Origin of the sequence: Amycolatopsis sp. AA4 (genome assembly GCF_002796545.1) — a bacterium.
Lineage (GTDB): Bacteria > Actinomycetota > Actinomycetes > Mycobacteriales > Pseudonocardiaceae > Amycolatopsis.
The window spans coordinates 5,032,578-5,057,946 of the sequence record NZ_CP024894.1; the positions used below are offsets into that span (position 1 = coordinate 5,032,578).

Genomic DNA, 25,369 nt, shown 5'->3' on the forward strand with positions numbered 1-25,369 from the left:
CGGAAGCAACCAAGACTGTCGGGCGGGCCAACCCGGTCTGTCCGCCGGCACAAGAGCCGGGAAGGGGCCGGACATGAGCGACGATCTCCGCGAGGTCGTCAGGCGGGCCGAGGCCGAACTCCCCCGGCTCGTCGACGCCCACGTCGCCCGCGTGCGCGACGAGATCGACATCTACCGCGACGACGGGCTCGTCCAGCCGGAGGATCTGCGCCGGTCGGTCGAGGCGAACATGCGGTTCATGATCGCCGCGCTGCGCGATCCGAAGGGCGGCAACGACTTCTCCGCGCCGCGCGAGACCGGGGCCCGGCGGGCGCGCCAAGGTGCGCCACTGCCCGAGGTGCTGCGGGCCTACCGGCTGGGATTCACCGCGCTGTGGGACACGCTCGCCGCGTCGGCGGATTACCAGCGGCCCGCGCTGATGCGTGCCCTGCTCGCCGCGGGGCGCGGTTTGTGGCTGCTCACCGACGAGTACGCCATCCAGCTGACCGAGGCGTACCGGGCGACGATGGCCGAACTGACCTTGGCGCGCGAGCGGCGCCGGTCCGCGCTCGCGGAGGCGTTGTTCACCGGAGAACCAGTCGCGGGAACGACGCACTGGGAAATCACCTCGCTGCTCGGCTTCCCGCCGGACGCCGGCCTGGTCGTCGTCATGGCCGAAACCCGCCGCGCCGACGAACCGCTGCCGGGCATCGAACAGCGCCTCGCCGAGCACGGCATGGTTTCGGTGTGGCGGCTGACGCCCGCGCTGCAGACGGGAATCGTCGCGCTTCCGGACAGCGACCCGGAGCCGCTCGTCGCCCTGCTGCGGCAAATCGCCAAGGCCCGGATCGGGATGAGCCAGCCTTATCGAGCCATCGGCGAAACCCCGCGGGCGGTCCGCCTGGCCAGGATCGCGCTCGTGTCCGCGCCGGAAGGCAGCAAGCAGGTCAGCGCTTTCCGGGCAGGCCGGGTCGCCGGTCTCGTCGCGCACGCCCCCGCCGAAGGCGTCCGCGTCGCACAGGCGGTGCTCGGGCCGATCCTCGAACTGCCCGCCGAGGACCGCGAAACCCTGCTCGCCACGATCCGGGCCTGGTTCGACAACGACGGCTCCGCCGAGCGAACCGGCAAGCAGCTGCACTGCCACCGCAACACCGTCCGGTACCGGCTGCGGCGGGTGCAGGAACTCACCGGGCATTCCTTCGCCAACCCGGCCGACATCGCCGAACTGGCCGTCGCCCTCGAAGCCGTGCCGCAGGACCGCTGAACGCCGCCGTTGTTCCCCAGTACAACGCGGGCAGTTCCCGGCGACAGCATTCCCCGGCGCCAGGATGCCCTGCTCGGCCCGCCTCGTTCCCCCAGGCAGACGCCCGTGACCGAGGCGGGTGTCGGAACCACTGTCCGGCCTGGCGAATCGGCCGGGAAAGGAAGGCATCGTGGCACTGCCGAAGAAGGCCCTCATCGCCATCCCCGCGAAGCACTTCGAGTTCTACGAGGACGGTTCGGAAACCGGCCTGTTCTACACCGAGGCACTGCATCCGTACTCGGTCTTCGCCGCCGCCGGGTTCGAAGTCGACCTGGTCAGCGAAACCGGCTCCTTCGGGCTCGACGCGCATTCCACCGAGGACCAGTTCCTCACCGAGGAGGACAAAGCGGTCTACCGCGATCCCGAGGCGCCGTTCAGCGTCAGCCTGAACAAGAACCTGAAGAAGGCCGCCGACGTCGACCCGGACGACTACGGCGTCTTCTTCGCCGCCGCCGGGCACGCGGCGATCTACGACTACCCCGGGGCCGCCGCGCTCCAGTCGGTCGCCCAGCGAATCTGGGACAACGGCGGCATCGTCGCCGCCATCTGCCACGGCCCGGCGATCCTGCCGTACGTGCGCGACAAGGAAACCGGCAAGTCCATCGTCAACGGCAAGCGGATCACCGGCTTCACCACCCAGGGCGAGATCGACCTCGGGCTGATCGAACGGATCAAGGACGACAACGCCCCGCTGATCGAGAACAGCGCGGCGGACGCGGGCGCGGAGTACGTCGCCCCTGCCCAGCCGTTCGACGACCTTTCGATCACCGACGGGCGGGTCGTGACCGGAGCCAACCCGGCCAGCGCGCACTCGGCGGCGCGGCGGGTCGTGGAGGCGTTCGAGCAGCTCTGACGGGTGTTGGCCGGGGGCGCGGGGCCGGGCCGGAGCCGAGCACGTCGCTCCGGCCCGGCCCGTTGACGAGCTGTTCGGCCCCGGCGCGCGGGTCGTCACCGGCGGGCGCTCCCACCCCGGCGGGCGGGTCGTCACCGGCGGGCGCTCCCACCCCGGCGGCGGGCGGTGGCTCCGCTGACGGGCGCGTGCGCCGAAGTCCGTGAGGGGAACCCTGACGGAAGCAGATTCCCCCAGGGTCCCCCTCACGGACTTTCGCCGACGCAGCGAGTCACGGCGTCCGGTCCATAGACCCCCACTCCGCCGGGGCCTCCTCTTCCACCAGCCGCCGCGCTTCGTGCATTACCGCGTCCTCGATCCAGGCCAGCGGTTCCGCGTCCACGATCAGCGGCTCGTTGTCCGGGCCCCGCGCGATTTCGCGGCCTCGCAGGAGCCACGGGCGCACTCCGGGGCCGCCGCGTTGGCGGAGGTGCTGGTAGTCGTGCAGGCGCCGGGCCAGCCACAGCCGGAGCGAACGGTCCCGCCACCACGGCTGGCGGGCCAGCGAGTTCGCGGACAGGCCGGGCAGCAGCATCCCGGTGAGCCCGTCGCGGCTTTCCTCGCCGGAGCGCAGGTCCGCGTCCGGGCCGCGCGACCAGCGCACGTACAGATCGTCTTCGCCGGCCCGGCGGAACGCCGAGACCAGCTCGTCGAGATCGCGCACGACGGGCAGCCGGTGATCCCATTCCGTCATGGGCCCGGGATTACCCACGTCCGTCCGAGGCAATCTCAACGGGCGACGACCCGCACGCGGCGCAGCTCCGGATCGGGCAAGAACATCCCCGCCGTGACGCCGCTTCGCAGGTAGTCGAGCACGGGGCGGGTCAGGACCTCGCCGGGCAGCACGGCCGGACGCCCGGCGGATACGGGCTCATCGTTTCGGCGACGATCAGCGGCACGCCGCGGTCGTGGCAGCTCCGCGCGACGCCTCGGAGGTCGGCGCAGGAACCGTAATCGGTCGGCGTGACGAGCAGCGTTCCCTTGGCTGCCGGAGGCCGTTGAGGACGAGCCCGGCGACCACGGATTTGTGCGCGTTGCGGGAAATCAGCAGCTCCTCGCCGGGCTCCGCGACCGGCAGCATCGCCGATTTGACCGACAGCGAACTGCCGCAGGTGGAGAAGAACGCGCCGTCCGCGTGCACCGCCATCGGGTCCTCGGCCTCGGCCAGCACGCCGGGGTTGAGCGCCCGGTCACATCAGGATGATGTCGGAGGCGAACACGTCGCGGCCGACGATCTCCGCACGCGCCTCGCCTACCCAGCCCGGCCGATCTCAAACGCATACCCGTTTCAGGGGCCCCGGAAGGGGTAATCCGAGGTGGTCTTCTCCCGGAGACGGAGGAATCATGACTCAGATGACAGAAGAACCGCAGCCGGCCGGCGGTGCCCTCGCGACGCCGCGGCGCACGTGGATCGGCGACCACGACCCGACGGACCAGAACTGGCAGGAGGTCGGCGACGAGATCCAGCTCGCGGCCCAGCGGGCCGGACGGACGTGGCAGCAGCCGGAAACCGACTGAACCTCGGCACGACGGCGGCGGAATCGGGCAGCCAGACGTGGCTGGACGTCCTCCGGCTTTCGCCGTTGTCGGTGTGTGCGGACCCTCGGCCTTCGGGTTTTCGCAGCTCAGCACCGTGCGGGTCGGCCGGATGCCGATGCCCGGCCGGGGTTGTCCGTCGACCGGCCGGAATGGACGGACTCTTCGGACGATCCCTGCCCTCCCCCGGCGTCCCTGCCTTCGGAGCGCTCCCGCTTCCGTGGAAGCGGACCGTTGCCGAAGGAGTTCGCGTCGATAAAGATGCGAGTGGGGATCGCCGTCGCGGGAGGTTTGACCGCTGCTGACCACCATCGCGCACGCGGCGTGCCATTCGGTGCGGCCCGAACCGGCGGCCAGGCGGATCGCGGCAGCGACTCGGCGGACCGGCGATTGTCCGGCGGCAGACCGAGAAGCTGGGCTCGCGCACACCTCGCCGCCCGACGACCCCGGCCAGTGGGGCTCCGCGAAGCATTTCGGCATTCCGCGGGCGTTCCCGGCGCGGCGTGGGCGGTCAGGCAGGGCTGGTCCGCATCGAGTCCCGGACATTCGCGGTCGCCGTGCTGAACACCTGGGGCGACCGCATCGAGGTCAACACTGCGGCCAAGGCGCTGCCAGCGAACTCACCTGAGCGGGTCCTTTGTGGACTCCGTCAAGACCTGTTCGGCCACGGCCGGCCACAGCGAGCGGACGCGTTCGCGGGTCCAGCCTTGTCCGGCGGAGGAAACATGTGCGGTCAGGGTGCCCTCGGCGGTCGAGCGGGAGCGGATCGCCAGGGTCGTCGGGGCGCGGGTGTCCTTGGGTCCGGCGGCCGCGACGACCTGGGCGGTGACCGGGCCGAACGCGTACGGCTCCGGCCAGTCGTCGGGAACGTATTCGTAGAACGGCACCGGGTCCGAGGCGGCGAGGAACGACCGGACTTCCGGCATCGGAAAGCGGCAGCGACGGCGGCAGTCTCGCAGGACGTCGCGGACCTCGACGGCGTATCCCGGCGTCAGCCGCGGCGGCGGGGCCGGGAGCGGGACGTAGGCGGTGAGCAGGCAGGGACCCAGCATCCGGCGCCACTCCGGACGGTCCCGCAGGCCGAATACCGTGGTGAACACCAGCGGTCCCGGCCCGGTGTGCGGGCGCATCGCGCAGGCCAGTGCGGCGAACAGCGTGGTGGCGGGGGTCGTGCGGTGGGTTCGCGCGAAGCGGTGCACCGCGTCCAGCCCGGACTTCGGCAGCAGGGTCGCGCGCTCGGCGTACGGTGCGCAGGTCTCGTCTTTCCGGACTGACGCGAACTCCTGGGCCATCGCGGTTTCCCACCAGGCCCGATCCGCGGCTTCCGTGTTCCGGCGCAACCGGTCTTCGGCGGCAGCGTAGTCGCCGTATTGCGCGGCTGGCCCGGGCGGCGCGGCCCCGCCCAGTTCGGCGGAGTACAGCGCGGCGAGTTCCCGGCAGGTGGCCCAGACCGTGCTCGGGTCGGCGACCAGATGGTGCAGGTGCACGGCGAGCAGGTCGGGATCGCCGCGCACCAGGCGGACCACCAGGGGTCCGGATTCCGGCGGCACCGGTGCGTGCAGGCAGTCGGCGGCGTCGCGGCACATTTCGAAAACCGGCGGGCCGGGCGGCGACACCATTTGGACGCCGTCGGTCACCCGGGTGCGCAGGATTTCGTGCCGGGCAACGAGTTTCGTCAAGGCGACGGACAGGACGGCCGGGTCGAGGGACGCGCTCAACCGGAGGACGGCGTTCATGGTGAACCACTCCCCGGTGAACTCCGGGCCGTAGTCCAGCATCACCCGTTGGAACACCGAAAGCGGGCGGGTGTTCACGCGGCCAGCTCCGCTGAGTAGTCGGCGATGCCGGGCAGCGCCCGCACCAGGTTGCCGTGCATTTCGGCGAGCAGTTCACCAGAGAAGCCGCTGTCCCGCCAAGTTTCGTAAGGGAGGCCGAAACCGAGTCGCTGCCATACCTCCGCGTTGCGTTTTTCGGCGGCCCCCAACGGCTCCAGCAGCAGCAACGGCGTCGCGGCCCACAACGAGTCCAGGCAGGTTCCGCCGCCGGGTTTGCTGACCATCGCCCGCGCCGAGCGGACCAGCTCGAAGGAATCCGGATGTGCCTCGCCGCGGGAGTAACTCTCGCGGCCTGCTGGCCGGAACGGCGGGAAACCGTTGTCGTACCAGGGATGCCAGTCCGGATCGAGCAGGAAGTGCCGGATCCCGGCTCGCGGGTCCACATCGGACTCCCGGTAGGCCAGGACGTCGAGGGCGAACCCGGCACCGGCCAGTGCGGCGACGTGTTCGCGGTAGGTGCCCATCCCCCAGCCGCCGCCGTGCAGGTACAGCCGGGGCTCGCGCTCCGCCCACGGCAGCGGCGGCCGCGCGCTCACCGGCACGCTGCACGGCACCGTCATCGATGCGCCGTCCACCAGGAAGACATCCTCGTGCGGCACCTGCCATCCGGCGGCTTTCCGGAAGGACGGCGAGGCGATGGCGTCGATGTGGCAGAGCACCACGCGTACCGCGCGGCCGCGGGCGAGGTAGCGCTCGACGATGGGCAGCCAGAATCCGGAGAAGAGCACGAAAGTCTCGACCTGTTCGGTGTCCCAGCGGGTGAACAGTTCCGCTTCGGCCGACGGATCGGTCACCGCGGCCGGGTCGGTCGCGAGGCGGTGCCCGGCCTTGGCCAGGCGGAAATCGCGGTGGAAAGCCCACTTCATCTCGGCCGTGGTGGCCAGCTTGTGCGGCGGCAGCAGTCGTTCTAGGACGCTGACGTCGGCGGCCGCGCCGCGTTCGCGCAGGCGCTGAGCCAGCAGCAGACCTGGCACGTGCACACCGAGTGCCACGCCGGAAGTGAGGACTTCGATCACGACGGCCTCCCGAGGAACGTCAAGGCCCGGCGCAGATGCGCGGACGCCAGCTGGCTCGTCACGGGCGCGCCGCCTCCGCGCGGCACCGTCTCGACCAGCATGATCAGGTACAGGTAGCAGCGGTAGAGCGCGAGCCGGACGCGGGCCGCGGCGTCGAAAACCAGCTCACCGCCTGCTTCGCGGTATCCGCGCACGAAGTCGGCGTCGCGTTCGATGTCGCCGAAGAGGGCCGTGGAGACGAGGTCCGCCAGCGGGTCTCCCCAGAACGCGCGTTCGCCGTCGACGAAGCCGGTGATCCCGGAGTCGCCCAGCAGGATGTTGCCGGGCCACAGATCGAAGTGGACCAGGACCGGGGTCCGCACCTCGGACAGGGCGTCGGCGTGCGCCACCAGCGTCGTGCGAATCTGTTCGAGCGGGAGTGCGACGGCGAACCGTTCGGCGTCGGCTAGCACTGCGTCCAGCATCCCGGTGAACGCGGTGCGCCAGCTCGGCGCGAGCCTGCGGGGATAGCCGAATCCGGTGCCGGTGACCTGGTGCAGGCGGGCCGCGAGGGTGCCGAGTTCGGTCCGCAGCGCGGCGCGTTCCGCGGGAGGCACGCACCGGGCGGCCCAGCTGGTCCCGGGGAGTTCGGTCATGACCAGGACGTCGCCGTCGACCAGACGTCCGGAGAAGTCGGTGTGCACCACGCGCGGAACCGGCACGGCGGCCGCGGCCGCTTCGTAGAACAGCGCTTCGGTACGGAGCAGGCCGCGTTCGTAGGTCAGCGCGGGTGCGTCCGGCGGCGGGGAGACCTTGACGACCAGGCCGGGCGGCCGGACCCGGTAGGCGGTGTTGAAGGTCGCCCCGGTCAGCGGCGTCCATTCCGCCTGCCGCACCCCGGCTTCCGCGAGCACGTCGGCGATCATCGGGTCTCCATTCCGGCCGCCGAGATCGCGTCGAGCAGGCCGGCTCGCACGGCTGCGCTCTCACCGGGGCGGGCCATCAGCGCGCAGTAGATCCGGCCGCCCGGTGCGGCGAGACCGCTGCCGCCGACCAAAACGACGCCAGGAACGGCACCTCCTCGATAGCGGAGCTGGCGCAGCGCGGCGAAGAGGTTGCTGATTCCCTTGCCGGGCGGGACTTTCAGGTCGAACCGCCACAGGTGGCAGCGCAGGCCGTGCGGACGGACGCGGCGGTCCAGCAGCAGCGAAAGCAACCCCAAGGACTGGCGTGCGTTGATTTCCAGCACCGGCACGAGCGTCCCGTCCGCTAGCACCATCGCGTCCACGCCCGCCGGCCCTCGGTAGCCCGCCGCGGCAAGGGCTTCGGCGACCGCGGCGAGCGTTTCGTCGTATTCGGCCGCGGCCAGTTCGGCGAGGAGTTCGTCCGGGGCTGGCTCGGACCCGGCGTGGCGGTAGCCGCGGTTGTGCATCACTTGCACGCCAAGCAGTTCCCACCGCTCTGGGGCGACGAGTAGATGCGCCGAGAAGTCCGTGCGCCGGTCGTAGCGAGGTTGGACCAGGAGTTCGACGCGGGCTTGCTGAGCCGCCAACGTGCGCGTGACGGCGCGCAGCACGCCGGGCGTGGCGACCTCCAGCGTCGCGCGGCCAGAGACTCCGTACGGGTCTTTCACGACGCTGGGCCGGGTCCCGACCGCCGCGGCGAGTTCGGCTGCGGACCGCACGACGACGCCCGCGCCAGGGAGCCCGAGCGACTGCACCAGCGCATTCGACCAGGTCTTGGAATTGACCTCGGCCACCGTTTCCGCGGCCGGAAGCCGGTCGGCGCGTCCGAGCCGAGCGGCCAGCGCGACGGTGTCCGGCAGTACCGCGTACGGAGCGATCTCCGGCGATCCGGTCAGAGTTTCCGCGTCGACAGCTCGCTCGATCGGGGTTCCCGGCGGGGCCGGAACCGCGTGGTGGTCGAACTCGATGCCGCAGGCGGCCAGCGACTCGCGGATCTCCCGCGCCGGAGCGCGTCGGGTGACCAGCAGGTCGCCCGGCGAACACGCGGCGGCGAGCAGTTCGTCCATGTCGTCGGCCGCGCCGCCGCCGGGTGCGGCGGGCAGGACGGCCAGGTCCGCGGGCCGCCACCAGCGCTCGGCGTCGAAGGTGCCGAAGCGCGCCGTCGCGGTCATGACGGCGCGAGCGTCCGCAGGAACCCGGTGAACCGGCCGAACACGCGCAGGTCGTCGAGTTCGAGGTGTTCGTAGTCCAGCTGCACGCCGAGTGCGTCCTCGACGCCGAGCAGGAAGGAGATCATCTGCAGGGAGTCGAGCCCGTAGTCGTCGACGAGGTCGGCGTCCGGGCCGATCTCCTCGGCCGCCGTTCCGTTGTCCAGCACGGCGACCAGCACCTCAGTGACCCTGCGTTCGAGATCCGCCACGGTGCTCACACTCCGTTGAGGTAGAGGAGGACGCACCGCGAGCACACGGGCATCATCCCGTTCGCGCCGAGGACGCGGCGGACCTCGCGGAAGGATTCGTTGTGCCACAACGCGACCGGGTCCGTCTCGTACAGGTTGCCGACCACGAACTCCGGGAAGAACTTGCACGAGCTGACGTTGCCGTCGGCGTGCACCTCCATCCGGTTCGACACCGCGAGGCACTTGCTGCGGTGCTGCGCCGGTTTCGGCGTGCCGAGCACGAAGTCCTCGACCTCGTCCGGTTCGAGCTGCGGCTGGTAGCGGATCCGCACCCGCCACCGCCGGGACGCCAGCCGCGCCATCGATTCGCGCAGTTGCGGCAGGCATTCCGGAGGCAGCCGGTAGGTGTAGGAATGCCAGGTCGGGCGCGCGGTGCCGGTGTCCGGCCGCAGCCAGGCGAACGACTCGGCGTAGACCCGGTCCATGGCCTCGGCCACCTCGGGGCTGATGTACCACGGGAACTGGAAGTAGACCGTGTTGACGCCGAGGTCTTCGGCCCATTCCATGAACTCGTACATCGTGTGCACGGTCCGGTGCGACACCATGCAATTCACCGAAACCTCGCCCGCGAACCCACCTTCGCGCTTCAGGCCGAGCATCAGCTCGATGTTTTTCGTGGTCCGGGCGAAAGTGCCGCGGCCGCGCAGTTCCTCGTGGTCGGCGCCGAGGCCGTCGAGGCTCACCAGCAGGTTGAGCTGTTCGCCGAGCTTCAGGAGGTGCTCGAGGTTTCGCTTGAAGAGCAAGCCGTTGGTGCAGACGGTGACCGTGCGCGGCGAACGGCTCAGCAGCTCGGCGATGTCGCCGAACCGGCTGTGCAGCAACGGTTCGCCGCCCCAGACGAACACCTTCGAACGTACGGATTCCGTGGCGTCCAGCAGTTTCGCGACGATATCCACGTCGAGTTCGGTCCGTTGTTTGGCGGGACCGAAATCGCGGAAGAAACCCTGTTCGCTCCACTGATAGCAGTGGCTGCAGCGCAGATTGCAGCGGTAGGTCAGCTGCAGGCACAGTTCCCTCGGCAGCGGCGTGGCGTAAGCCGGGTCCTCGGCGACGGCCCGGCGCGCCGACGAGCGGAGCGCCACGGTGTGCTTGAGATCGGCGAATTCCTTGGCGGACAACGTTCTCGTAGTCAGCGGACGCATCGCTCGTCCCCCTCCGTGCGGCTCGTTCCGAGGTTAGGAACGCGGCGGGGGCGGCGGCACCCCTACGCCGGGCAGCAGGGGAAGACCGCGAAAACGGGACAATCGCCGCCGGCCGGACCGGACGCGGAACCCTTTCCCCGCGTCCGGCCCGGAATGGCGGTCAAGCGTGGGCGCTCTGCAGTTTCAGCGGATTCTTCGGCGCGTCCGGCCGCGCGTCGAGCATCCGCTGCCCCAATTCCCGCAACTGCTTGCGCCCCATGGCCGAACGGACCTCCGGGAACCACTCGTCCTCTTCTTCCTCGACGTGGTGGCGCACGTTTTCGGTCAGCACGGTCACCTTCGCGTCGAAGGTTTCGTCCTCCGGGTCCAGGTCGAGCAGTTCGGAGAGCATCCACACCACGACGTGGTGCTCCTCGACGCTCTCCAGGACGTGGTCCTTGGTCTCCGGGACGGCTTCCTTGGCCGCCGGATAGAAGATCTCTTCCTCGAGGTACGCGTGGACGGTCAGCTCTTCGATGATCGAGTCGACGATGCGCCGCTTTTTCTTGTAGGCCTTCTCGCCCGCTTTCTCGAACTCCTTGAACAGCTTTTCCACCGTCTTGTGGTCGTTCTTCAGCAGCACGATCGCGTCGGTCGACATCGGTGTCCTCACAGTGCGGTCCGGGCGCGGGCAGCGCAGGATCGGCCGCCCGCTGTTTCCTGGGATGCGGATTACCCCTTTCCCGGCCGGGAAAACGTCGTTTGCGCACGGGGCCGGCCGGGTACTCCGATGCCCCCGGACCACAGGAGAACATCGGTGAACGACCAGACCGGCGACGAGCTGACTTTCGGCATCGAAGAGGAGTTCTTCGTCGTCGACCGCGACGGCCGGCTGGCCCAGGCAGACGACGTCGTCGACCGCGCCGCGGAAACCGGCGGCGAGAACGGCGAGCTGCAGCACGAGCTGATCCAATCGCAGGCGGAGATCGCCACCGACGTCTGCCGGACGCGCGACGAGGCGTTGCGGCGGCTGCGCGAATTGCGCGAGGACCTGGCCTCGGCCGCCCGGAAGCGAGGCCGCAGGCTGCTGCCCGCGGCCTCCCCGCCGGTGTCGGCGGAGGACCTGCCGGAGGTCACCGAGAATCCGCGCTACGAGCGGATCGGCGAGCATTTCGGGGCCACCGCGCGGACGTCGCTGACCTGCGGGTGCCACGTGCACGTCGCGATCCCGGACAAGGAGACCGGCATCCAGGTGCTCGGGCGGATCCGGCCGTGGCTGCCGGTCCTGCTGACCGTGACCGCGAATTCCGCGATCGCCGACGGCTACGACACCGGTTACCGCAGCTGGCGCTACCAGCAGTGGAGCCGCTGGCCGTCGGCCGGGCCGCCGCCGCGCTTCGCGTCGCTCGACGAGTACGAAAGCATCGTCGACGCGTGGCTGCGCTCGGGCGCGATCCTCGACCGCGGGATGGTCTACTGGGACGTCCGGCTTTCGGAAAAGCAGCCGACCATCGAGTTCCGCATCGCCGACGTCGCCGCGACTCCGGAGGAAGCTGTCTTGCTCGGCGTGCTGGCGCGCGGCCTCGTCGCCACCGCGCTGGCGGACGACGGTCCCCCGCCGGACTTGCCGAACGAGGTCCTGCGCGCCCAGCTCTGGCGCGCGTCGCGGGACGGCGTGAGCGGCTGTTGCCCGCACCCGCGCAGCGGCGACCTGGCGCCGACGAAGGAAGTGCTCGCCGACCTGATCGAGCTGACGACGGGCGCGCTGGAATCAGCCGGGGATCTGGAGTTCGCGCGGGAGGCGACGGCGCAACTGTGCGCTGAAGGCAGCGGAGCGGACCGGCAACGGCGGCGGTTTGCCGAACGAGGACGGGGCGAGGACGTAGTGGACCTGCTTGCCGGGACCCCCTGACCAGCGAGGCCCGTCAGCGCCGATGGGCCCACGCCGCGGCCAGGCAATAGACCCCGAACGCCGCCAGGCCGAACGCGACCACGGTCAGCAACACCGCCCCGAAGGGCTGCGCGGCGAGGGTCTTCAGGCTGGCGTCCAGCCCGCCCGCTCGCTTCGCGTCGGAGCGGAAACCGGCGAAGCCCAGCAGGAACGCGGTCACGGCGAAAACCACCGCCTTGGCCAGGTACCCGGTGCTGCCCAGCCGCCCGACCCACCGGCGGGTCTTGCCGGGCAGCCCGGTGAGGTCGAGATCTTCGAGGAAAGTCTGCTTCACGCCCTTCACCCCGGCCGCGACGGCGACGCCGAGCACGACCGCGGCGACGGCCACCACCAATGCCGGGCCGGCGGGCAACTGGAGCAGTTTCGCGGTGAACTCCTGCTGGGTCTGGTCGCTCGAACCGCCGCCGCCGGTGCCCGCGGCGAGGCGGAAGGCCGTGGCCCCGATCGCGAGCACGACGATCCCGCGCGCGGCGGCGCCGAACCGTTTGCGGGTCCGCTTGCCGCCGCTGGTCCAGGTGTAGCCGGTCGCGGCCATGAGGAACTGCCACAGTCCGAACGCGACCAGGCCGGCGGCGAGCACCCACAGCACGACCTGGCCGAGCGCCGTCGACCCGACCTCCTGCAGGGCGCCCTTCTGGTCGGGCTGCCCGCCCGCGCCGAACGCGACCCGCACGGCCAGGTAGGCGAGGATGAGGTGGACGAGGGCGTAACAGGCCATCCCCGCCCGGCCGAGCAGCTGGGCGGTGTCGGTCTTCTCGCCTCGGGCGACCTTGTCGGCGATCCGGTTCATGGGGTGGGGATACCCGCTGTGCTCGCGGCTAGCACTGGGCCAGGTGGCGCAATCCGCCACCCTGGTGAGGCAGGTTCACGGACGGTGAATGCCCTGGCGACGCGAGGGCTGCGCCGGAATTGCTTCCGCGCCGAGGCTGGGCAGGACGGGGAGCGCGCGGTCGAGGCCGAGCAAAGCCAGCGGCCGCCGGACAGCGCGGTGCGGCGCGACGGCCGCGAACCGCACCCCGACAGCGCGGGCGTCCGCGGCCTGTTCGGCGAGGAACTGCAGGACCCGCGCCGAGCAGAAGGGCACGTCGGTCAGGTCCACGAGCAGGTTGGGCGGCCGCAGCCCGAGTTCGCCGGACACGATCCGGCGGAGCCGGGGAACGTCCGCGGCGTCGAGGTCCCCGGCGAGGGCGACCACGGTGGACTCCGCCGTGCGGGTCAGCGTCGTGGCCGGACGGCGGGCCGGGCACACGACGGTCAGGCTCAAGGGCGGGGCGTTGCTGTGCATGAATTTCGTTCCCTCCTCGCGAGACGCGGGGCGGGGACCGGGAACACGCGGCGCCAGCCGGACTGTCGCAATTCCCCCTCGCTGGCTGGTCCTCTGCGGTGAACTGCCTGGCTGACCTGCGCTGCCGTCAACATACCTTCGGGGCGCCCGTTTTGCGCAACCCTTCCTCACCCGGGCGGCGGTACGAGCCCCGGGAGTCACGCCGCGGCCAGCCCGGGTTCCGGCCGCGGCGGGCTCCGGCGGCCCCGGATCGTCAGCAACGTCGTCACCACGCAGCCGAGGCCCATGAACGCGACCATCGCCCGCGTGCCCGCGAGTTCCGCGAGCGGTCCCAGCACGGCGGTGCCGACCGGGATCATCGCCCGGTCCGTGCTCGCGATGCCCATGATCCGGCCGAGCAGGTTGCCGGGGGCGGTCGCCTGCAGCGCGGCCCGGTTGGCGGTGCGGTAGCACTGGCCGACCAGGCCGACCACCACCATCGTCGCGCCCGCGCCGACCGCGGCGGGCGTTCCGCTCAGGCCGCTGGGCAGCAGGAGGACCAGCAGCGCGCAGCCGAGGAGCACCGCGCCGATCGCGGCCAGCCGCGCGGGGTTCGACGGCGGACGGCGGGACATCGTCGTCGAGGCGGCCAGCGCGCCGGCCGCGCCGCAGGTCAGCAGCAGGGCGGCGGTGCTTCCGTCGCCGTGGAAGAGGTCCTTCGACAGGAGCGGCATCATCGCGGTGTACGGGAAAGCGAACAGCATCGGCCCCATCGCGAGGGCGATCTGGCGGCGCATCGCCGGGTTCTGCCGCAGCAGCCGCCAGACCGACTCCCCCGGCGGCGCCGGAGCCGGAGCAGGCGCCGCGGCAGGGTCGGGCAAGAGCGTCAGGCAGCAGAGCGCGACGAGCGTGCAGAAAGCGTTGAACCAGAACGCGACCGGGACGGAGCTGACCGCGAGGACGAGCGCGCCGGCCGCGGGGCCGAGCACCATCGCCGCGTTCAGGCAGGCCGAGTGCATGGCGATCACGGCGGTGAGCGGCCGCCCTCCGCGCAGCAGCGGCAGGAGCGTCTGTCTCAGCACGGGTTCGGCGCTGCCCGCTGAGGCTCGCGCGAACACCATCGCGCACACCAGCCACAGCGGGCCGCCCGCGGTGACGATCCAGGCCAGGCACAGCGTCGAAACGAAGAGCGCGACGCGCAGACCCGCGAGCAACCGGCGTTTGTCGTAGCGGTCGGCGAGCCAGCCGGCCGGCGCGGTGAACAGCAGGATGGGCGCGAGCCGCACCACGTTCACCGTCGCCAGCGCGGTGGCCGATCCGGTCTGCTCGACCACGTACCAGTTGAGCGCGACCAGGTCCGCGGTGTCGCCGATCCGGGAGGACAGCGTGCCGGCCAGGAACAGGCGCAGCGGCAGCCGTCCGGCGGTGCCCGCGGTCATCGCACGGAGCCGCCCGCGTCGTGCAGCGGATTTGCCTGCGGCAGGTAGATGTCGTGGTCGGCGTCCAGCAAGCGCATGAGCCCGAACGCTTTCTGCGGCAGATGGGACGTCCGCAGGAACGCCACGTCCGCGGACGCCCGGGCGAGCAGGTGCGCGGGCAGGTCGGCCAGCAGGCCGGTCATCGCGGCGCGGACCGTCGCCCAGAGCTGCTCGACGGGCAGGCCCCAGGTCGTCGCGAACATCGTCACCACGGGCGCGATATTGGCCTGCAGCAGCGCGTACGACACCTTTCTCCGGACGTGGTCGAGGTCGTCGGAGAAGGTGATCGAACCGGGGTGCGGGACGAACTCGAGGCCAGCCTCGCGCAGCCGGCCCTGGTGGACGCGGATCCCGCCGAAATCGCGGACGAGGACGCGGACCGGCAAGCCGTCGCGCACCACCAGCAGCGTGTTCTGCAGATGGGCTTCCAGGCCGATGCCGTACCGCCACAGCAACGGCAGTCCCGCGGCGAGCATCAGCTCGGCGTAGCGGTCGAAGAACGCGAGCGCAGCCTTCGACTGGTGGGAGCGGTCCCGGATCAGTTGCGCCAGCACGGTTCCGTCCGGAGCCGCTCCCCGCAGGGCGCAGGCGGACAGGACGGTCTCGCCGGGGACGGCGTAGTCGGCGGGATCCGCCCGGAGCAGCGCGGAAAGGCCGCGTTCTCGCGAAGGCGCGGAGCCGGGCGGCGGGGCGAACGCGATCCCGGCCAATTCCGGGACGCAGACGACTCGGCCGCGCGTGCTCGGGTCGTCCGCCAGCAGGCGCTGCAGGAGGCGGCTCATCCGCGGGCCGTTGTCGGTGGTGGCGGGCGAGATCGTGCGCCGCCGCGAGGTGAGCTGGACGTCGAGCGCGGTTTTCACCGTGAGGCGCCGTCCGTGCCTGCCCGAGGCGGCGGTGACCAGGGTGCGCACCGACACGGTCGGGCGGCACGCCAGTTGCGCTTCGGGGAGCGGGACGACCGTGCCGGTCGCCAGTTCCTCGGGGTATTCGGCGGCCAGCCGGCTGCGCAGCTGCCACGGGTGCACGGGAATCAGCTCGTACTCGGCGGGCGCGTGCCCGCGGGCGGCGAGCCCGTCGATGGCGCGCGCGGCGGTCGCGGGAAAGTGGTCGGCCACGATCGTGCCCACCGACGCGCCCGACGGATCGGGGGTCGAATGCACGGAATCCTTGCGCACCGCGACGAAGGAAATGCCGACCGTGTCAGCGCTTTCCGGGCAATAGGCGAGCGAATCCGCCGGGGTGAAGCCGCGGCGTACCCGCGGGGCGAGGTGGATCGAATGCCCTTCCGAGCACGCGGCGTCCAGGTCGAGCACGCGGTCGGAAACGGCGCGCTCGTCGGTGGTCGCCGCCGCGGTCCGGTGCCGGACGCACGCGCGGGACAGGGCGAGGTTGCGCGCGGAGTCGACGAGATCGTCGCGGAGGGCGGTCCAATCCATCTCGCCGCCGGACGAGGCGACGGCGTCGACCAGATGCTCGGGACGGCCGATGGCGCGGACCTCGACGCCGTCGCTCACCACCACCGGGCTCACCACTTCGTTGGCCCCGAAGCCGCTTTCCCGCTCGCACACCGCGGCCAGCCGCCGTCCCGAACGCAAGGTCACGGAGATCAGCCGTCCCGTGCCCGTGCCGAGCAGCGCGAGAACGCTCGGCGACACCGGCGGCGTCCCCGTGCCCGGCAGGACCGTTTCGGTGATGCGCTTGGCGGACAACGATCTCCGCTCGCGCAGCAGCGCGCCGCAGGCGCCGTTGAGGGTGCTCAGCCTGGCCCCGGCGAGTTCGTCCAGCCAGGGCCGCACGAGTTCCGGGCGGCGCTCGCGCAGGCAGGCGAGCATCTCCCGTTCCGCCTCGTTGAGGTCCGGCGGTTCCGGCTCCCGGTCCCCGGCGGCGAGCGGATTCGGCGCCTCGACGTACTGCTGGTCGGTGACCAGGTTCTTCAGGCGCATCGTCAGCAGGGCTTTGTGCTGCCACGGCCCGGTCAGCAACGCTTCGGCGTCCGCTCGGGCGTCCTCGGCCTCTTCGGGGCAGCAGGCGGACATGGCGAGCCGGTGGAACGTCTGCCGCACGCACTCCCCCGCCACCGGCCACAGGCGCTCCTCCGAGATTCCGGACGCGTTCGCCATCTCGGCGACGAGTTCTCCGAGATGGTGGCCGAAAAGCGGGTAGTACAGCTTGGCCCGGAACGCCGCGGGATCGCTGGCGAGCAGGGGCGAGCCGGGCAGGAACTCGCCGCTCATGGCCCGCCGGGCGAGCCGGGATTCCAGCAGGCGCGCGGCGCCGAGATCGCGGAGCAGCACGCGGTGCGGCCACCGGTTTTTCAGCACCAGAACGGTGTTCTGCGGATGCGGTTCGAGCGCGATGCCGTAGCGGACGAGGAGGGTCAGCACCGGCGGGACGCAGCGTTCGACGTGCGCGGTGAGCCACTGCCGCGCCACCTCGCTCAGCGAAACTCCGGTGACCGACGCGGTTTCGGCGACGAGATCGTGGAGGAGGCTGGCACCGGTCAACGGCGATTTCGCGAACAGCGCGGCGATCGGCATCGACAGTTCGTCTGGGCCGAGCAGGTCTTCGCTGTCTTCCCGGAGGACCGCGGCCAGCGAACGGCGCCGGGCCTGCGCGGCGGCGGGATCGGGCGGGTTCGGCGGGTCTGGCGGCACGTACGCGACGCTGGCCAGCTCTCGCAGCACCGCGAACCGGGGCCGCCCGTCCGGCGTGCTGAGCGCCAGGTCCAGGTCTCCGGCGACAATCCGTTCGAGCAGCGAGGACAGGCGCGGGCCGTTGTGCACCGCGGCGGGCGAGACCCCGCGGACGGCGCTGGTGAGCTGCACTTCGAGCGCGGTTTTGACGTGCAGCCCCGTGCTCGCCGCGGTCTCGCGTGCGGAGAGGGTCCGGACCGAGATCAGCGGCCGTGCCGGGATCCGGGTCCGCAGCGGCGTCACCGTGCCGTCGGCGAGCGCGTCGGCGTGCAGGACCGGCAGGGCGTGGAAACGCTGGTGCGGATGGACGGGAATCAGCACGCGCTGTTCGGGAATCAGCCCCGCCGCGCGCATCTCCACCGTTGCCGCGGCCACAGTTCGCGGAAAGGCTTCGCTCAGCAAGGCTTGCGAACCATCGAGGCCGTTCGCCCCGGTGGCTGCGCTCCGGGAAACCGAAACCAGCGGCAGGCCGAACTGCGCGCCGAATTCCGGGGAATAGCGGACGGTGTCCTCAGCGGACATCCCGACTTTCATTTTCGCCACCGGATGCAGGGGATGCCCCTCCGCGACCATTCGCTCGAAGGGAATCAGCAGCGACCCTTCCTCGCCCGAATCGCGGAGCGCGGCGACCAGCGACGAGAACGGCCGGGTTCCGTTCCCGTTGCCGGAATCGTCCCGATCGCGCAGCTCGGCCGCGAAGACCTCCGCGGCCGCCAGCGACAGCGCGTGGCCGGCGACGCTGTCGGCCAGCTCGGCGCGCAGCCGTTCCCAGACGTCGCGGTCGCCGGAGCAGAGCCGCTCCTCGACCAGGAAGTCCAGGAGCCGCAACGGGTCGGCGACCTCCCGACCGTTTAGCCGGACCGGACCGGCGAGGACCAGCCGACCGGTCGCCGTCGCCTGGCGCAGCGCTGGTTCCAGGCCGCGTTCGCGCGCCCGGTCCGTTCTCAGCAGGCCCTCGCGCACCAAGGCGGAGAGCAGCCGGGACATCGTCGCCCTGCGGGCTTCCGGAAGGCATTCCGCGTATTTTTCCGCGAGCCCTTCCGGCGCGATGTCTTCGGATTCTTGGAGGCGGACACAAATAGCGCGTTCCTCGCGAGAAAGGGGGTCTCCCAACGGTGCGGGGAAAGCACTTTCACTAGCCGGGGCGAGGGAGGACATGGTGGACTATGGTGACCCCGGCAAGGTTAACCAGACAGGAACGGGAAGGTTAACAACAGATGAACACACCGATCACGACCCAATAAACTCGGACATTCGCGCACTCACTCGCGGATATTGCGTAGCAGGTTGAGGATTCAACTGGAGCAGTGTCGCATATTTTGCCCGCCCAATTAATCCGGGGCCGGGGAATGCGGTGGCCGATTTCGCGCAGTGCGGCCGGCTGCCGTATTCCGCATTCGGCGGCAGCGCGACGTCGAGGTACCCCGCGTTGCGGTACCGGCACTCCTCCCGGACGGGAAATTCGGCAGATGGTCCCGCGCTCGCGTCACTGAGCAGACCGACTTGTCGACCCCATGGAGGCCGTGCCCGAACCGCGGCGGCTCGGGCACGCGTCGAGGCCGGTGAAACACCTTCTTCGACGCCGGCTCACCCGACGGTGACCACCCTCGCCCACGCGGGCGGAGTCTCCGGCCGATAGTAGGGATTGTTCTCGTCCACCCGATGCTCCCGGCGGAACAAGCCCACCACCGTCCGGCACGGCGGTTTCGCGCTGGGCCAAGGGGTTTGGCCGTCCGTCAATACGACGAGCACGTCCGGACGGGGGCTTCCCTTCAGCGCTTGGGCGAAGCCGGTGCGCAGATCCGTTCCGCCGCCGCCCAGCAAGGGAATTCCCTCCGCTCGGCACAACTGCGGGAGATACGCGGCGGCGTCGCACGCCAGCACCGAGACGAGATCGCGCCGGCCGCCCACCGCGCGGACGATCGCGGCGATTTCGAGGATCGCGCTGCCCAGTTCGGCGTCGCTCACCGAACCGGAGGTGTCGACGATGACGCAGACCTGCGGCGGCCGGCGGCGCAGGCTCGGCAGGACGACGCCGGGCAGGCTGGCCGACCGGCGCGCGGGGCGGCCGTAGGTGTAATCCTCTCCCGCACCGGAAATCGCGGACCGGAGCGCCGCGCCCAGCAGTTCCCGCCACGGTTGCGGCGGGTGGAACGCCTCCTCGGCCCAGCGTTTCCAGCCCGCCGGAACGGTGCCGGGGTTGCCCGTGATGCCTTGGGCGACCCGGAAACGCACCGCGTCGCGTTCCTGCTCGCTGAGCGCGTGCGCGCCGTCCGGGCCAAGCTCCCAGTCGCGGTGCAGGCCGTCGGCGCCGCTGCCGCAGTCGAGCCAGGCGTAACCGGCGGTGTACGGCCCGAGCCGGAATTGGGTCAGGTAATCCTCCATCAGCTGTCCTGCGCGCAGCCGGAGCGCTTCCGGCTCGACCGCGTCCTTGGGCCGGGGCAGCCCGTCGCCGAATACGTCGTCGTTGATTTCGCAGTCCGCGGCGATGTTCATCCGCAACCGCTCCCCCGGCCCGGTCAGTTCGTGTTTCGCGGCGAACCGGTCGCTGCGGCCGTGGTGGTCGCGCAGCAGGTGGGACACCTCGTGCACCCAGACCCCGGCCAGCTCCTCCAGCGGCATGCGGTCGACGAACCCCGGCGACACGTAGCAGCGCCAGTGGCGGTCGACGGACATCGTCGGCACTCGCCGTGACTCCACCACGTGCAAGGCGAACAACGCAGTCGCCAGATACGGTCGTTGCCGAACGGCATACAGTCGCGCGGCGTAGAGCTTCTCTTCGTCCATCACTGCACACCTGCCCGCTTCGACAAGGCCACCGCACCGGAAAGCCGCTCGATCGCCTGCGGGACCTGCCAATCGTCGCGGCGCAGGGCGGCAAGTGTCGTGGCGGGCACGACCACCAGATCCGGCGCGCCGGTTTCCAACGCCAGCACCAACAGCGACCACGCCGCGTTCCAACGGGATTGGTCCGGCCGTTTGCGCACTGCCTCGACCACGCCGTCGAGCACGGTCTGGCGCAGGTCGCCGCGTTCGGGCAGGACGGCCGCCCGCGGGTCGGCGAGCAAGGTTTCCGGGTCCGGCAGATCCATCCGGTCCAGACCGGCCAGCAGCTCCAGGCCGGGACCGTCGCCGACCGTGCCGCGCACCAGCATCGACAGCACTTCCCGGGAGGCGCCCGCCGCGGTGGCGAAGGCGATCAGCCGCAGGGTCATTTCCCAGCTGCGCGGCGAAGGCCAGGGACCGCCGCGGCGGGATTCGCTCTTCGGGAGCTGGTGCACGAGACCGGGCCGGGCGGTCAGCAGGCCGCAGACCGCGCGGCGGGCGAACGTCACCGCGTCCGGCAGCCGCACCGGGTCCAGCCGGGGCAGCGCCGCCTTCGGCCACGTCCCGCCGAGTCCGCGCACCACGACGTCGTGGTCGTAATTCCACTGCAGGTGCACGAAGCGGTTGGCCAGCGGCGGGCTCAGCTCCCAGCCGTCGGCCGCGGAGGAACGCGGGTTGGCGGCGGCCACGATCCGGACGCCGGGCGGCAGCCGCAGGGCCCCGACCCGGCGCTCGAGCACGACCCGCAGCAGCGCGGCCTGGACGGCGGGCGGTGCGGTGGAAAGCTCGTCCAGGAACAGCAGCCCCCGGCCCTCCCGCACCAGGCGCACGGCCCAGTCCGGCGGGGCCATCGGCACGCCCTGCACCGCGGGGTCGTCGCCGACCACCGGAAGGCCGGAGAAGTCGGACGGCTCGTGCACGCTGGCGATCACCGTGGTCAACGGCAGTTCGAGTGCTTCGGCGAGCTGGTTCAGCGCGGCGGTCTTGCCGATGCCCGGCTCGCCCCACAGCAGCACCGGCAGATCGGCGGAGACGGCCAGTGTCAAGGCTTCGAGCTGGTCGTCGGGGCGCGGTTCGGTTTTCGTGTCGGCGAGCAGAGCGAGCAGCTCGGCGGCGACGTCCAGCGGTCGCCGGATTTCAGCGGAAATTTCCCTGGCAGCAGACAGTTTTGATCACCTTGGGGTCGGATCGGCGCGGAAAAGTCAGCGAGTGGTGGCGTGGCGGGGATGCGCGCGGAGGCTGGGGTCCCGAGTGGACCGAAGGGGCCCTCCGCGAGCGAGCCCAGCGCGGTAGAGGCCGTGCACGACTTGGCGGCGCACGGCCGTTTCCAGTTCGTCGCGCAGGGCTCCGCTGCGCAGGAGGACGTCCGGCCCGAGCAGCGTTTCGACGGCGGCGAGGGCCCCGGCGGCGTCGCCGTGGTCCAGCCGGGCGCGGACGTCCACGAGGTTTTCCGGCGACCGGTGCGCCTCGTCGATCGCCCGCAGGCACGGCAGTTCGGGGCCGCCCAGCGCGCCCAGCAGCTCCTCGCGGCGGATCTCGCCGTGGTCGTGGTCCAGCGGGACGAGCACGCCGTGCACCACCCCGATCCGGTGCGTCGCGCCGCGACAGTCGACCAGGCGGGAATTCCTTGCCTTGTCGGGGTTTTCTGCCGCGCGGGGCCGGTAGCCGGGCCGAAGTGCCGACGCGACAAGGGGATGCAGCTGGTCGAGGCTGAGCAGTCCGGCGTGGAGCAGTTCCAGGTCGGGCAGGACCCACGTCGCGGCGTCGGGCAAGACCAGCCGGTCCCGCCCGCCCAGGTCGAGCGTCAGCCGGTGCCGCGAGGTGAGCCGCGCGGAGACGAGCGCGCCCGCACTCCCCTCCGCGCGCGGCAGCAACGCCGCCTCGGCCATCCACCGGTCCACCGCGCAGGGACCCACCCCGGCCGGGAGCGGGATCTCGGTGGTCCGGTCCGGCGGCCAGCGTCCGGACCGTTCCCGCAGCTCGCCCGTTCGGCGCACGTCCCACAGGTGGCGGTGCAGATCGAGGCGATACCGCCGGTCGGGCCGGGGATGCGGGTGCAGACCGGCGCGGCGCTGGGTGGGCGACCACAGCGCGAGACTGATCCGCTGGCCCGCGTCCGCCCACGCCGGCGGGGTGCGCGCGACGAGCTGGACGTCGCCGTACCGGGCCAGCGCCACCGTGAGCCCGGGCCGCAGCAGACCGTCCGGGGCGATCCGCGGGAAATGCCAGCGGAGCAGGTCAGGGGCCAGATGCCGCAGATCGGCGCGGACCCGCGCGGCGAGCTGGGCGCCGTGGGCCCGGCTGGTCGCTCGCAGGTCGACGTCCACGTCGACGCGGGCGGCGGCACAGGCCCCGGCCCAGTCGCCCGCTGCGCGGCGGGCAGTCGCTGATTCGATCATCGGCGGCGGCACGGCGAACTCTCGCACGCGCGCCCAGGAAAGCAGGCGATTCTCGTTCGCGGGGAGTGGGTGCATCAGCACTCACCTGCGGCGAACGGAACCCCCGATCTGTTCGAGTAGGTACTCATCACAGCGAGCGTAGCAGGATCAGCGCGCGCCGGTGTCATATTCTGACACCCGTGGCCGGACGGCGCGTTGTTCCGCAGAGCGGTCAGCGGGCCTCACCAGGCGCGTCCGCGCGGCTACGGTTCGACGCACGCGACAGGGAGGGAGTCCTGGTGACGGACCCGAAACGGCAGACCCTCACCGAACGCCGGGCCGAGGAGCTGCGGATGAGCATCGCGCTCACCGCGCGCGACCTGTTCGTCGCCGAGGGCCACACCGCGGTCACCGTCGAGCGGATCTGCGAGATCGTCGGGATCAACCCGCGGACGTTCCACCGGCACTTCCCGGTCAAGGAGGACGTCCTGATGCCGCTGCTGCGCCGCAGCGAGCGCGTCATCCTGCAGGGCTTGGAGGACGCGCCGGACGACGCGGACCCGGTCGAGGTCCTGACGGCCGCGCTCACCACCGAACTGAACCGGCGGCAGGTGCCGGAGTACGACCACCAGATCATGACGCTGATCGTCAACACGCCGCAGTACCGGCTGCGGTTCGTGGAATGGTGCGAGGGGCTGAGCGACGCGGTGACCCGGTTTCTGGCCCGGTATTACGAACTCGACCCGGACCCGTTCCTGCGCGAACTGCCCGCCCTGCTGGTGATCCAGACCATGCGGCACGCCCTGATCCGGTGGGTGCAGAGCGGGGAGTCGGATGACTTCGGGGATATCGAACGGTGGGATTCGCAGGGGTTGCGGCTGGCGTTGAGCGGGCTGACCCGGTTGCCCAAGTAGTCCTTTGTGGACCGGGCGGGAAAACCCGCCCGGTCCGCAACGAAGGTTACGACGACGCGCCCGCCGCATGGAGCGCGGCGATGTACCCGTACACCACGCCCTGCCCGATCGTCGCGCCCGCGCCCGGGTACGACGTGCCGAAGGCGTTCGCCGCGGTGTTGCCGATCGCGTAGAGGCCTTCCACCGCCGTGCCGTCCTCGCGGAGCACTCGGGCGTGTTCGTCGGCGACCAGTCCCCCGCACGTGCCGAGGTCGCTCAGCACCACCTTGACCGCGTAGTACGGCGCGCGGCGCAGCGGCGCCAGGTTCGGGTTGGGGCCGATCGTGGGGTCTCCGTAGTAGCGGTCGTAGGCGCTGTCGCCTCGGCCGAACGCGGGGTCGCGGCCCGCGGCGGCGTACTCGTTGAACTGCCGGAAAGTGTCCTGAAAGGACTCCGCCGGAACGCCGATCGCTGCCGCGAGCGCGCCGAGGTCGTCCGACTTGTGCGCGATTCCCGCGCGGTACCAGGATTCCGGGAGCGGCTGCCGCGGGAAGCAGCGTCCGGCCATGATGTAGCTGTCGCGATAGCGCTGGTCGAACACCAGCCACATCTCCTCGACCGGCGTGCCGGCCCGTTCGCGCGCCAGGACCTGCTGTCCGAACGACATGTAGTCGATCGCCTCGTTGATGAACCGTCGTCCGGTCTGGTCGACGATGAACGAACCCGGCAGGGAACGCTCGGCGAGCAGGACCGCCGGGGCGCCGCCCGGCACCGGGGCGAAGGCCGGGAACCACCAGGCCTGGTCCATCAACGCGGTGTCCGCGCCGAGTTCCTGCCCGGCCAGGATGCCGTCCCCGGTGTTGCCTTCCGAACCCAGGCTCGAGTGGTCGCCGAGCCGCGGCGACTGGAACTTGTGCCGCGCCTCGACGTCGTGGTCGAAGCCGCCCGCGGCCAGGACCACGCCGCGCCGGGCCCGGACGGTGACCTCCCGGTCTCCTTGCCGCACAACGGCTCCGGTGACGCGGCCGTCGTCCTGGAGCAGGCGGACGAGGGTCGTCTCCGTCCACACGGGAATGCCCGCCCGCAGCACCCCCGCGAACATCCCGGCCGCGAGCGCTTGCCCGCCCGCCAGGTAGTCGCGGCCGATCAGCATGCCGCCGATGCCCAGCGCGGCCCGGGCGAAGATCCGGGGCAAGGCCTTGAGCGGTTTGCGCGCGACCAGGTTCATCCACTTGTAGTCCGCGCCGGTGACCGGCATCGGGACCGGCGCCTCCATCACGCCGGGACGCAGCCGGGGCCGCTCGTCGCCGAGCACGGAGGCGTTGAACGGGCGGCATTCGCACGTCCGGCCTTCGGGACGGCCGCCGGGTTCCTCGGGGTGGTAGTCGGAATAGCCCTTGGCCCAGAAGAACCGCATGGGGGTGGTGCGGCGCAACATGTCGACGGCGGCGGCGCCGTGTTCGAGGTACGCGCGGCCGCGCTCGGCCGGAGCCGAGTCGCCGACTACCGCGTTCAGGTACGTGCCCGCGTCGGCGACCGCGCGAGGTCCGGTTTCCGGCAGCGCGGCGTTCCCGGGGATCCAGAACGCGCCGCCGGACCGCGCGGTCGAGCCGCCGACGTAGCTCGTCTTCTCGACGACCAAAGTGGACAGTCCGCGCTCGTGCGCCGCGAGCGCGGCGGCCATCCCGGTCCCCGAGCCGACGACGAGGAGATCGACGGTCGTGTCCTCGGCCGGCACGAGCGCGGGCATTTTCTTTTTCACTTTCGAACTCCACTTCGTTCTCGGCAGGAGGCCGGGACACCG

22 protein-coding genes are annotated in these 25,369 nt (G+C 71.3%); 5 read left to right on the forward strand and 17 right to left on the reverse strand.

The genetic code is table 11. The features are described 5' to 3' along the window. The first annotated feature begins 73 nt into the window (after positions 1-73). Positions 74-1,243, forward strand: a complete 1,170-nt coding sequence (locus CU254_RS23305; RefSeq protein WP_037714574.1) for a CdaR family transcriptional regulator — start codon at positions 74-76, stop codon at positions 1,241-1,243. A 169-nt stretch (positions 1,244-1,412) separates the two neighbouring features. After that, positions 1,413-2,135, forward strand: a complete 723-nt coding sequence (locus tag CU254_RS23310; protein WP_199785962.1) for a DJ-1/PfpI family protein — start codon at positions 1,413-1,415, stop codon at positions 2,133-2,135. Positions 2,136-2,403: 268 nt separating this feature from the next. On the opposite strand, the gene CU254_RS23315 is transcribed toward CU254_RS23310, so the two are convergent. Both CU254_RS23315 and CU254_RS23320 read right to left on the reverse strand, forming a co-directional pair. Beyond that, a complete protein-coding gene (locus CU254_RS23315; protein ID WP_100266849.1) occupies positions 2,404-2,865 on the reverse strand; it encodes a DUF6098 family protein in 462 nt (153 codons plus the stop codon). 195 nt (positions 2,866-3,060) lie between these two features. Beyond that, entirely contained in the window at positions 3,061-3,342 is a 282-nt protein-coding gene (locus CU254_RS23320) for a hypothetical protein (protein ID WP_009079925.1), read from the reverse strand. Between the two features lie 173 nt (positions 3,343-3,515). Here CU254_RS23320 and CU254_RS43180 point away from each other — a divergent pair, with 173 nt between their 5' ends. Continuing rightward, entirely contained in the window at positions 3,516-3,689 is a 174-nt protein-coding gene (locus tag CU254_RS43180; protein WP_159396482.1) for a hypothetical protein, read from the forward strand. 638 nt (positions 3,690-4,327) lie between these two features. Here the strand turns inward: CU254_RS43180 and CU254_RS23325 are convergent. The 7 genes from CU254_RS23325 to CU254_RS23355 form a co-directional block, all read right to left on the reverse strand. Beyond that, a complete protein-coding gene (locus tag CU254_RS23325) occupies positions 4,328-5,521 on the reverse strand; it encodes a condensation domain-containing protein (RefSeq protein ID WP_009079927.1) in 1,194 nt (397 codons plus the stop codon). Next, positions 5,518-6,558 carry a hypothetical protein gene (locus tag CU254_RS23330; protein WP_009079929.1) on the reverse strand — a complete coding sequence of 347 codons (1,041 nt, stop codon included), beginning with the start codon at positions 6,556-6,558 and terminating at the stop codon, positions 5,518-5,520. The genes CU254_RS23325 and CU254_RS23330 overlap by 4 nt, the downstream gene beginning before the upstream one ends. Further along, positions 6,555-7,463 (reverse strand): phosphotransferase family protein, encoded by a 909-nt coding sequence (locus CU254_RS23335; protein ID WP_009079930.1) that lies wholly within the window; start codon positions 7,461-7,463, stop codon positions 6,555-6,557. The genes CU254_RS23330 and CU254_RS23335 overlap by 4 nt, the downstream gene beginning before the upstream one ends. Further along, positions 7,460-8,674 (reverse strand): hypothetical protein, encoded by a 1,215-nt coding sequence (locus CU254_RS23340; protein WP_009079932.1) that lies wholly within the window; start codon positions 8,672-8,674, stop codon positions 7,460-7,462. The genes CU254_RS23335 and CU254_RS23340 overlap by 4 nt, the downstream gene beginning before the upstream one ends. After that, positions 8,671-8,922 carry an acyl carrier protein gene (locus CU254_RS23345; protein WP_009079934.1) on the reverse strand — a complete coding sequence of 84 codons (252 nt, stop codon included), beginning with the start codon at positions 8,920-8,922 and terminating at the stop codon, positions 8,671-8,673. Before CU254_RS23345 ends, CU254_RS23340 begins: the two co-directional genes overlap by 4 nt. Positions 8,923-8,927: 5 nt before the next feature. Next, entirely contained in the window at positions 8,928-10,103 is a 1,176-nt protein-coding gene (locus tag CU254_RS23350; protein ID WP_009079936.1) for a radical SAM protein, read from the reverse strand. A 160-nt stretch (positions 10,104-10,263) separates the two neighbouring features. Beyond that, a complete protein-coding gene (locus CU254_RS23355; RefSeq protein WP_009079939.1) occupies positions 10,264-10,743 on the reverse strand; it encodes a hemerythrin domain-containing protein in 480 nt (159 codons plus the stop codon). 156 nt (positions 10,744-10,899) lie between these two features. On the opposite strand from CU254_RS23355, the gene CU254_RS23360 reads away from it, so the two are divergent. Next, a complete protein-coding gene (locus CU254_RS23360; protein WP_037714577.1) occupies positions 10,900-11,994 on the forward strand; it encodes a glutamate--cysteine ligase in 1,095 nt (364 codons plus the stop codon). Positions 11,995-12,007: 13 nt separating this feature from the next. On the opposite strand, the gene CU254_RS23365 is transcribed toward CU254_RS23360, so the two are convergent. The 7 genes from CU254_RS23365 to CU254_RS23395 all read right to left on the reverse strand — a co-directional run bounded on the left by CU254_RS23365 (position 12,008) and on the right by CU254_RS23395 (position 22,768). After that, positions 12,008-12,823 (reverse strand): DUF1206 domain-containing protein, encoded by an 816-nt coding sequence (locus CU254_RS23365; protein ID WP_037714579.1) that lies wholly within the window; start codon positions 12,821-12,823, stop codon positions 12,008-12,010. Positions 12,824-12,898: 75 nt separating this feature from the next. Then, positions 12,899-13,318 carry an STAS domain-containing protein gene (locus tag CU254_RS23370; RefSeq protein WP_009079943.1) on the reverse strand — a complete coding sequence of 140 codons (420 nt, stop codon included), beginning with the start codon at positions 13,316-13,318 and terminating at the stop codon, positions 12,899-12,901. Between the two features lie 197 nt (positions 13,319-13,515). After that, positions 13,516-14,736 carry an MFS transporter gene (locus CU254_RS23375; protein WP_009079946.1) on the reverse strand — a complete coding sequence of 407 codons (1,221 nt, stop codon included), beginning with the start codon at positions 14,734-14,736 and terminating at the stop codon, positions 13,516-13,518. Beyond that, entirely contained in the window at positions 14,733-18,455 is a 3,723-nt protein-coding gene (locus tag CU254_RS23380; RefSeq protein WP_050788259.1) for an IucA/IucC family siderophore biosynthesis protein, read from the reverse strand. The genes CU254_RS23375 and CU254_RS23380 overlap by 4 nt, the downstream gene beginning before the upstream one ends. A gap of 600 nt (positions 18,456-19,055) precedes the next feature. Further along, positions 19,056-20,255, reverse strand: a complete 1,200-nt coding sequence (locus CU254_RS23385; RefSeq protein WP_009079949.1) for a VWA-like domain-containing protein — start codon at positions 20,253-20,255, stop codon at positions 19,056-19,058. Next, positions 20,255-21,340, reverse strand: coding sequence for a MoxR family ATPase (locus CU254_RS23390; RefSeq protein WP_234392731.1), 1,086 nt, complete (start codon positions 21,338-21,340; stop codon positions 20,255-20,257). The genes CU254_RS23385 and CU254_RS23390 overlap by 1 nt, the downstream gene beginning before the upstream one ends. A 156-nt stretch (positions 21,341-21,496) precedes the next feature. After that, a complete protein-coding gene (locus tag CU254_RS23395) occupies positions 21,497-22,768 on the reverse strand; it encodes a hypothetical protein (RefSeq protein ID WP_037717786.1) in 1,272 nt (423 codons plus the stop codon). A gap of 203 nt (positions 22,769-22,971) precedes the next feature. Between CU254_RS23395 and CU254_RS23400 the strand changes: the two genes are divergently transcribed. Then, complete coding sequence (locus tag CU254_RS23400) at positions 22,972-23,586, forward strand: TetR/AcrR family transcriptional regulator (RefSeq protein ID WP_009079954.1); 615 nt, start codon at positions 22,972-22,974, stop codon at positions 23,584-23,586. A gap of 46 nt (positions 23,587-23,632) precedes the next feature. Here the strand turns inward: CU254_RS23400 and CU254_RS23405 are convergent, their stop codons facing one another. Further along, on the reverse strand, positions 23,633-25,327 hold the full coding sequence (locus CU254_RS23405) for a 3-ketosteroid-delta-1-dehydrogenase (RefSeq protein WP_199785963.1): 1,695 nt from the start codon (positions 25,325-25,327) through the stop codon (positions 23,633-23,635). Positions 25,328-25,369 lie beyond the last annotated feature (42 nt).

What these genes read in the sequence shown, in the direction of transcription:
- CU254_RS23305 (WP_037714574.1), top strand. Translation starts at nt 74, where the DNA reads ATGAGCGACGATCTCCGCGAGGTCGTCAGGCGGGCCGAGGCCGAACTC.
- CU254_RS23315 (WP_100266849.1), bottom strand. Translation starts at nt 2,865, where the DNA reads ATGACGGAATGGGATCACCGGCTGCCCGTCGTGCGCGATCTCGACGAG.
- CU254_RS43180 (WP_159396482.1), top strand. Translation starts at nt 3,516, where the DNA reads ATGACTCAGATGACAGAAGAACCGCAGCCGGCCGGCGGTGCCCTCGCG.
- CU254_RS23335 (WP_009079930.1), bottom strand. Translation starts at nt 7,463, where the DNA reads ATGATCGCCGACGTGCTCGCGGAAGCCGGGGTGCGGCAGGCGGAATGG.
- CU254_RS23340 (WP_009079932.1), bottom strand. Translation starts at nt 8,674, where the DNA reads ATGACCGCGACGGCGCGCTTCGGCACCTTCGACGCCGAGCGCTGGTGG.
- CU254_RS23350 (WP_009079936.1), bottom strand. Translation starts at nt 10,103, where the DNA reads ATGCGTCCGCTGACTACGAGAACGTTGTCCGCCAAGGAATTCGCCGAT.
- CU254_RS23355 (WP_009079939.1), bottom strand. Translation starts at nt 10,743, where the DNA reads ATGTCGACCGACGCGATCGTGCTGCTGAAGAACGACCACAAGACGGTG.
- CU254_RS23365 (WP_037714579.1), bottom strand. Translation starts at nt 12,823, where the DNA reads ATGAACCGGATCGCCGACAAGGTCGCCCGAGGCGAGAAGACCGACACC.
- CU254_RS23370 (WP_009079943.1), bottom strand. Translation starts at nt 13,318, where the DNA reads ATGCACAGCAACGCCCCGCCCTTGAGCCTGACCGTCGTGTGCCCGGCC.
- CU254_RS23375 (WP_009079946.1), bottom strand. Translation starts at nt 14,736, where the DNA reads ATGACCGCGGGCACCGCCGGACGGCTGCCGCTGCGCCTGTTCCTGGCC.
- CU254_RS23380 (WP_050788259.1), bottom strand. Translation starts at nt 18,455, where the DNA reads ATGTCCCGGCTGCTCTCCGCCTTGGTGCGCGAGGGCCTGCTGAGAACG.
- CU254_RS23385 (WP_009079949.1), bottom strand. Translation starts at nt 20,255, where the DNA reads ATGGACGAAGAGAAGCTCTACGCCGCGCGACTGTATGCCGTTCGGCAA.
- CU254_RS23395 (WP_037717786.1), bottom strand. Translation starts at nt 22,768, where the DNA reads ATGCACCCACTCCCCGCGAACGAGAATCGCCTGCTTTCCTGGGCGCGC.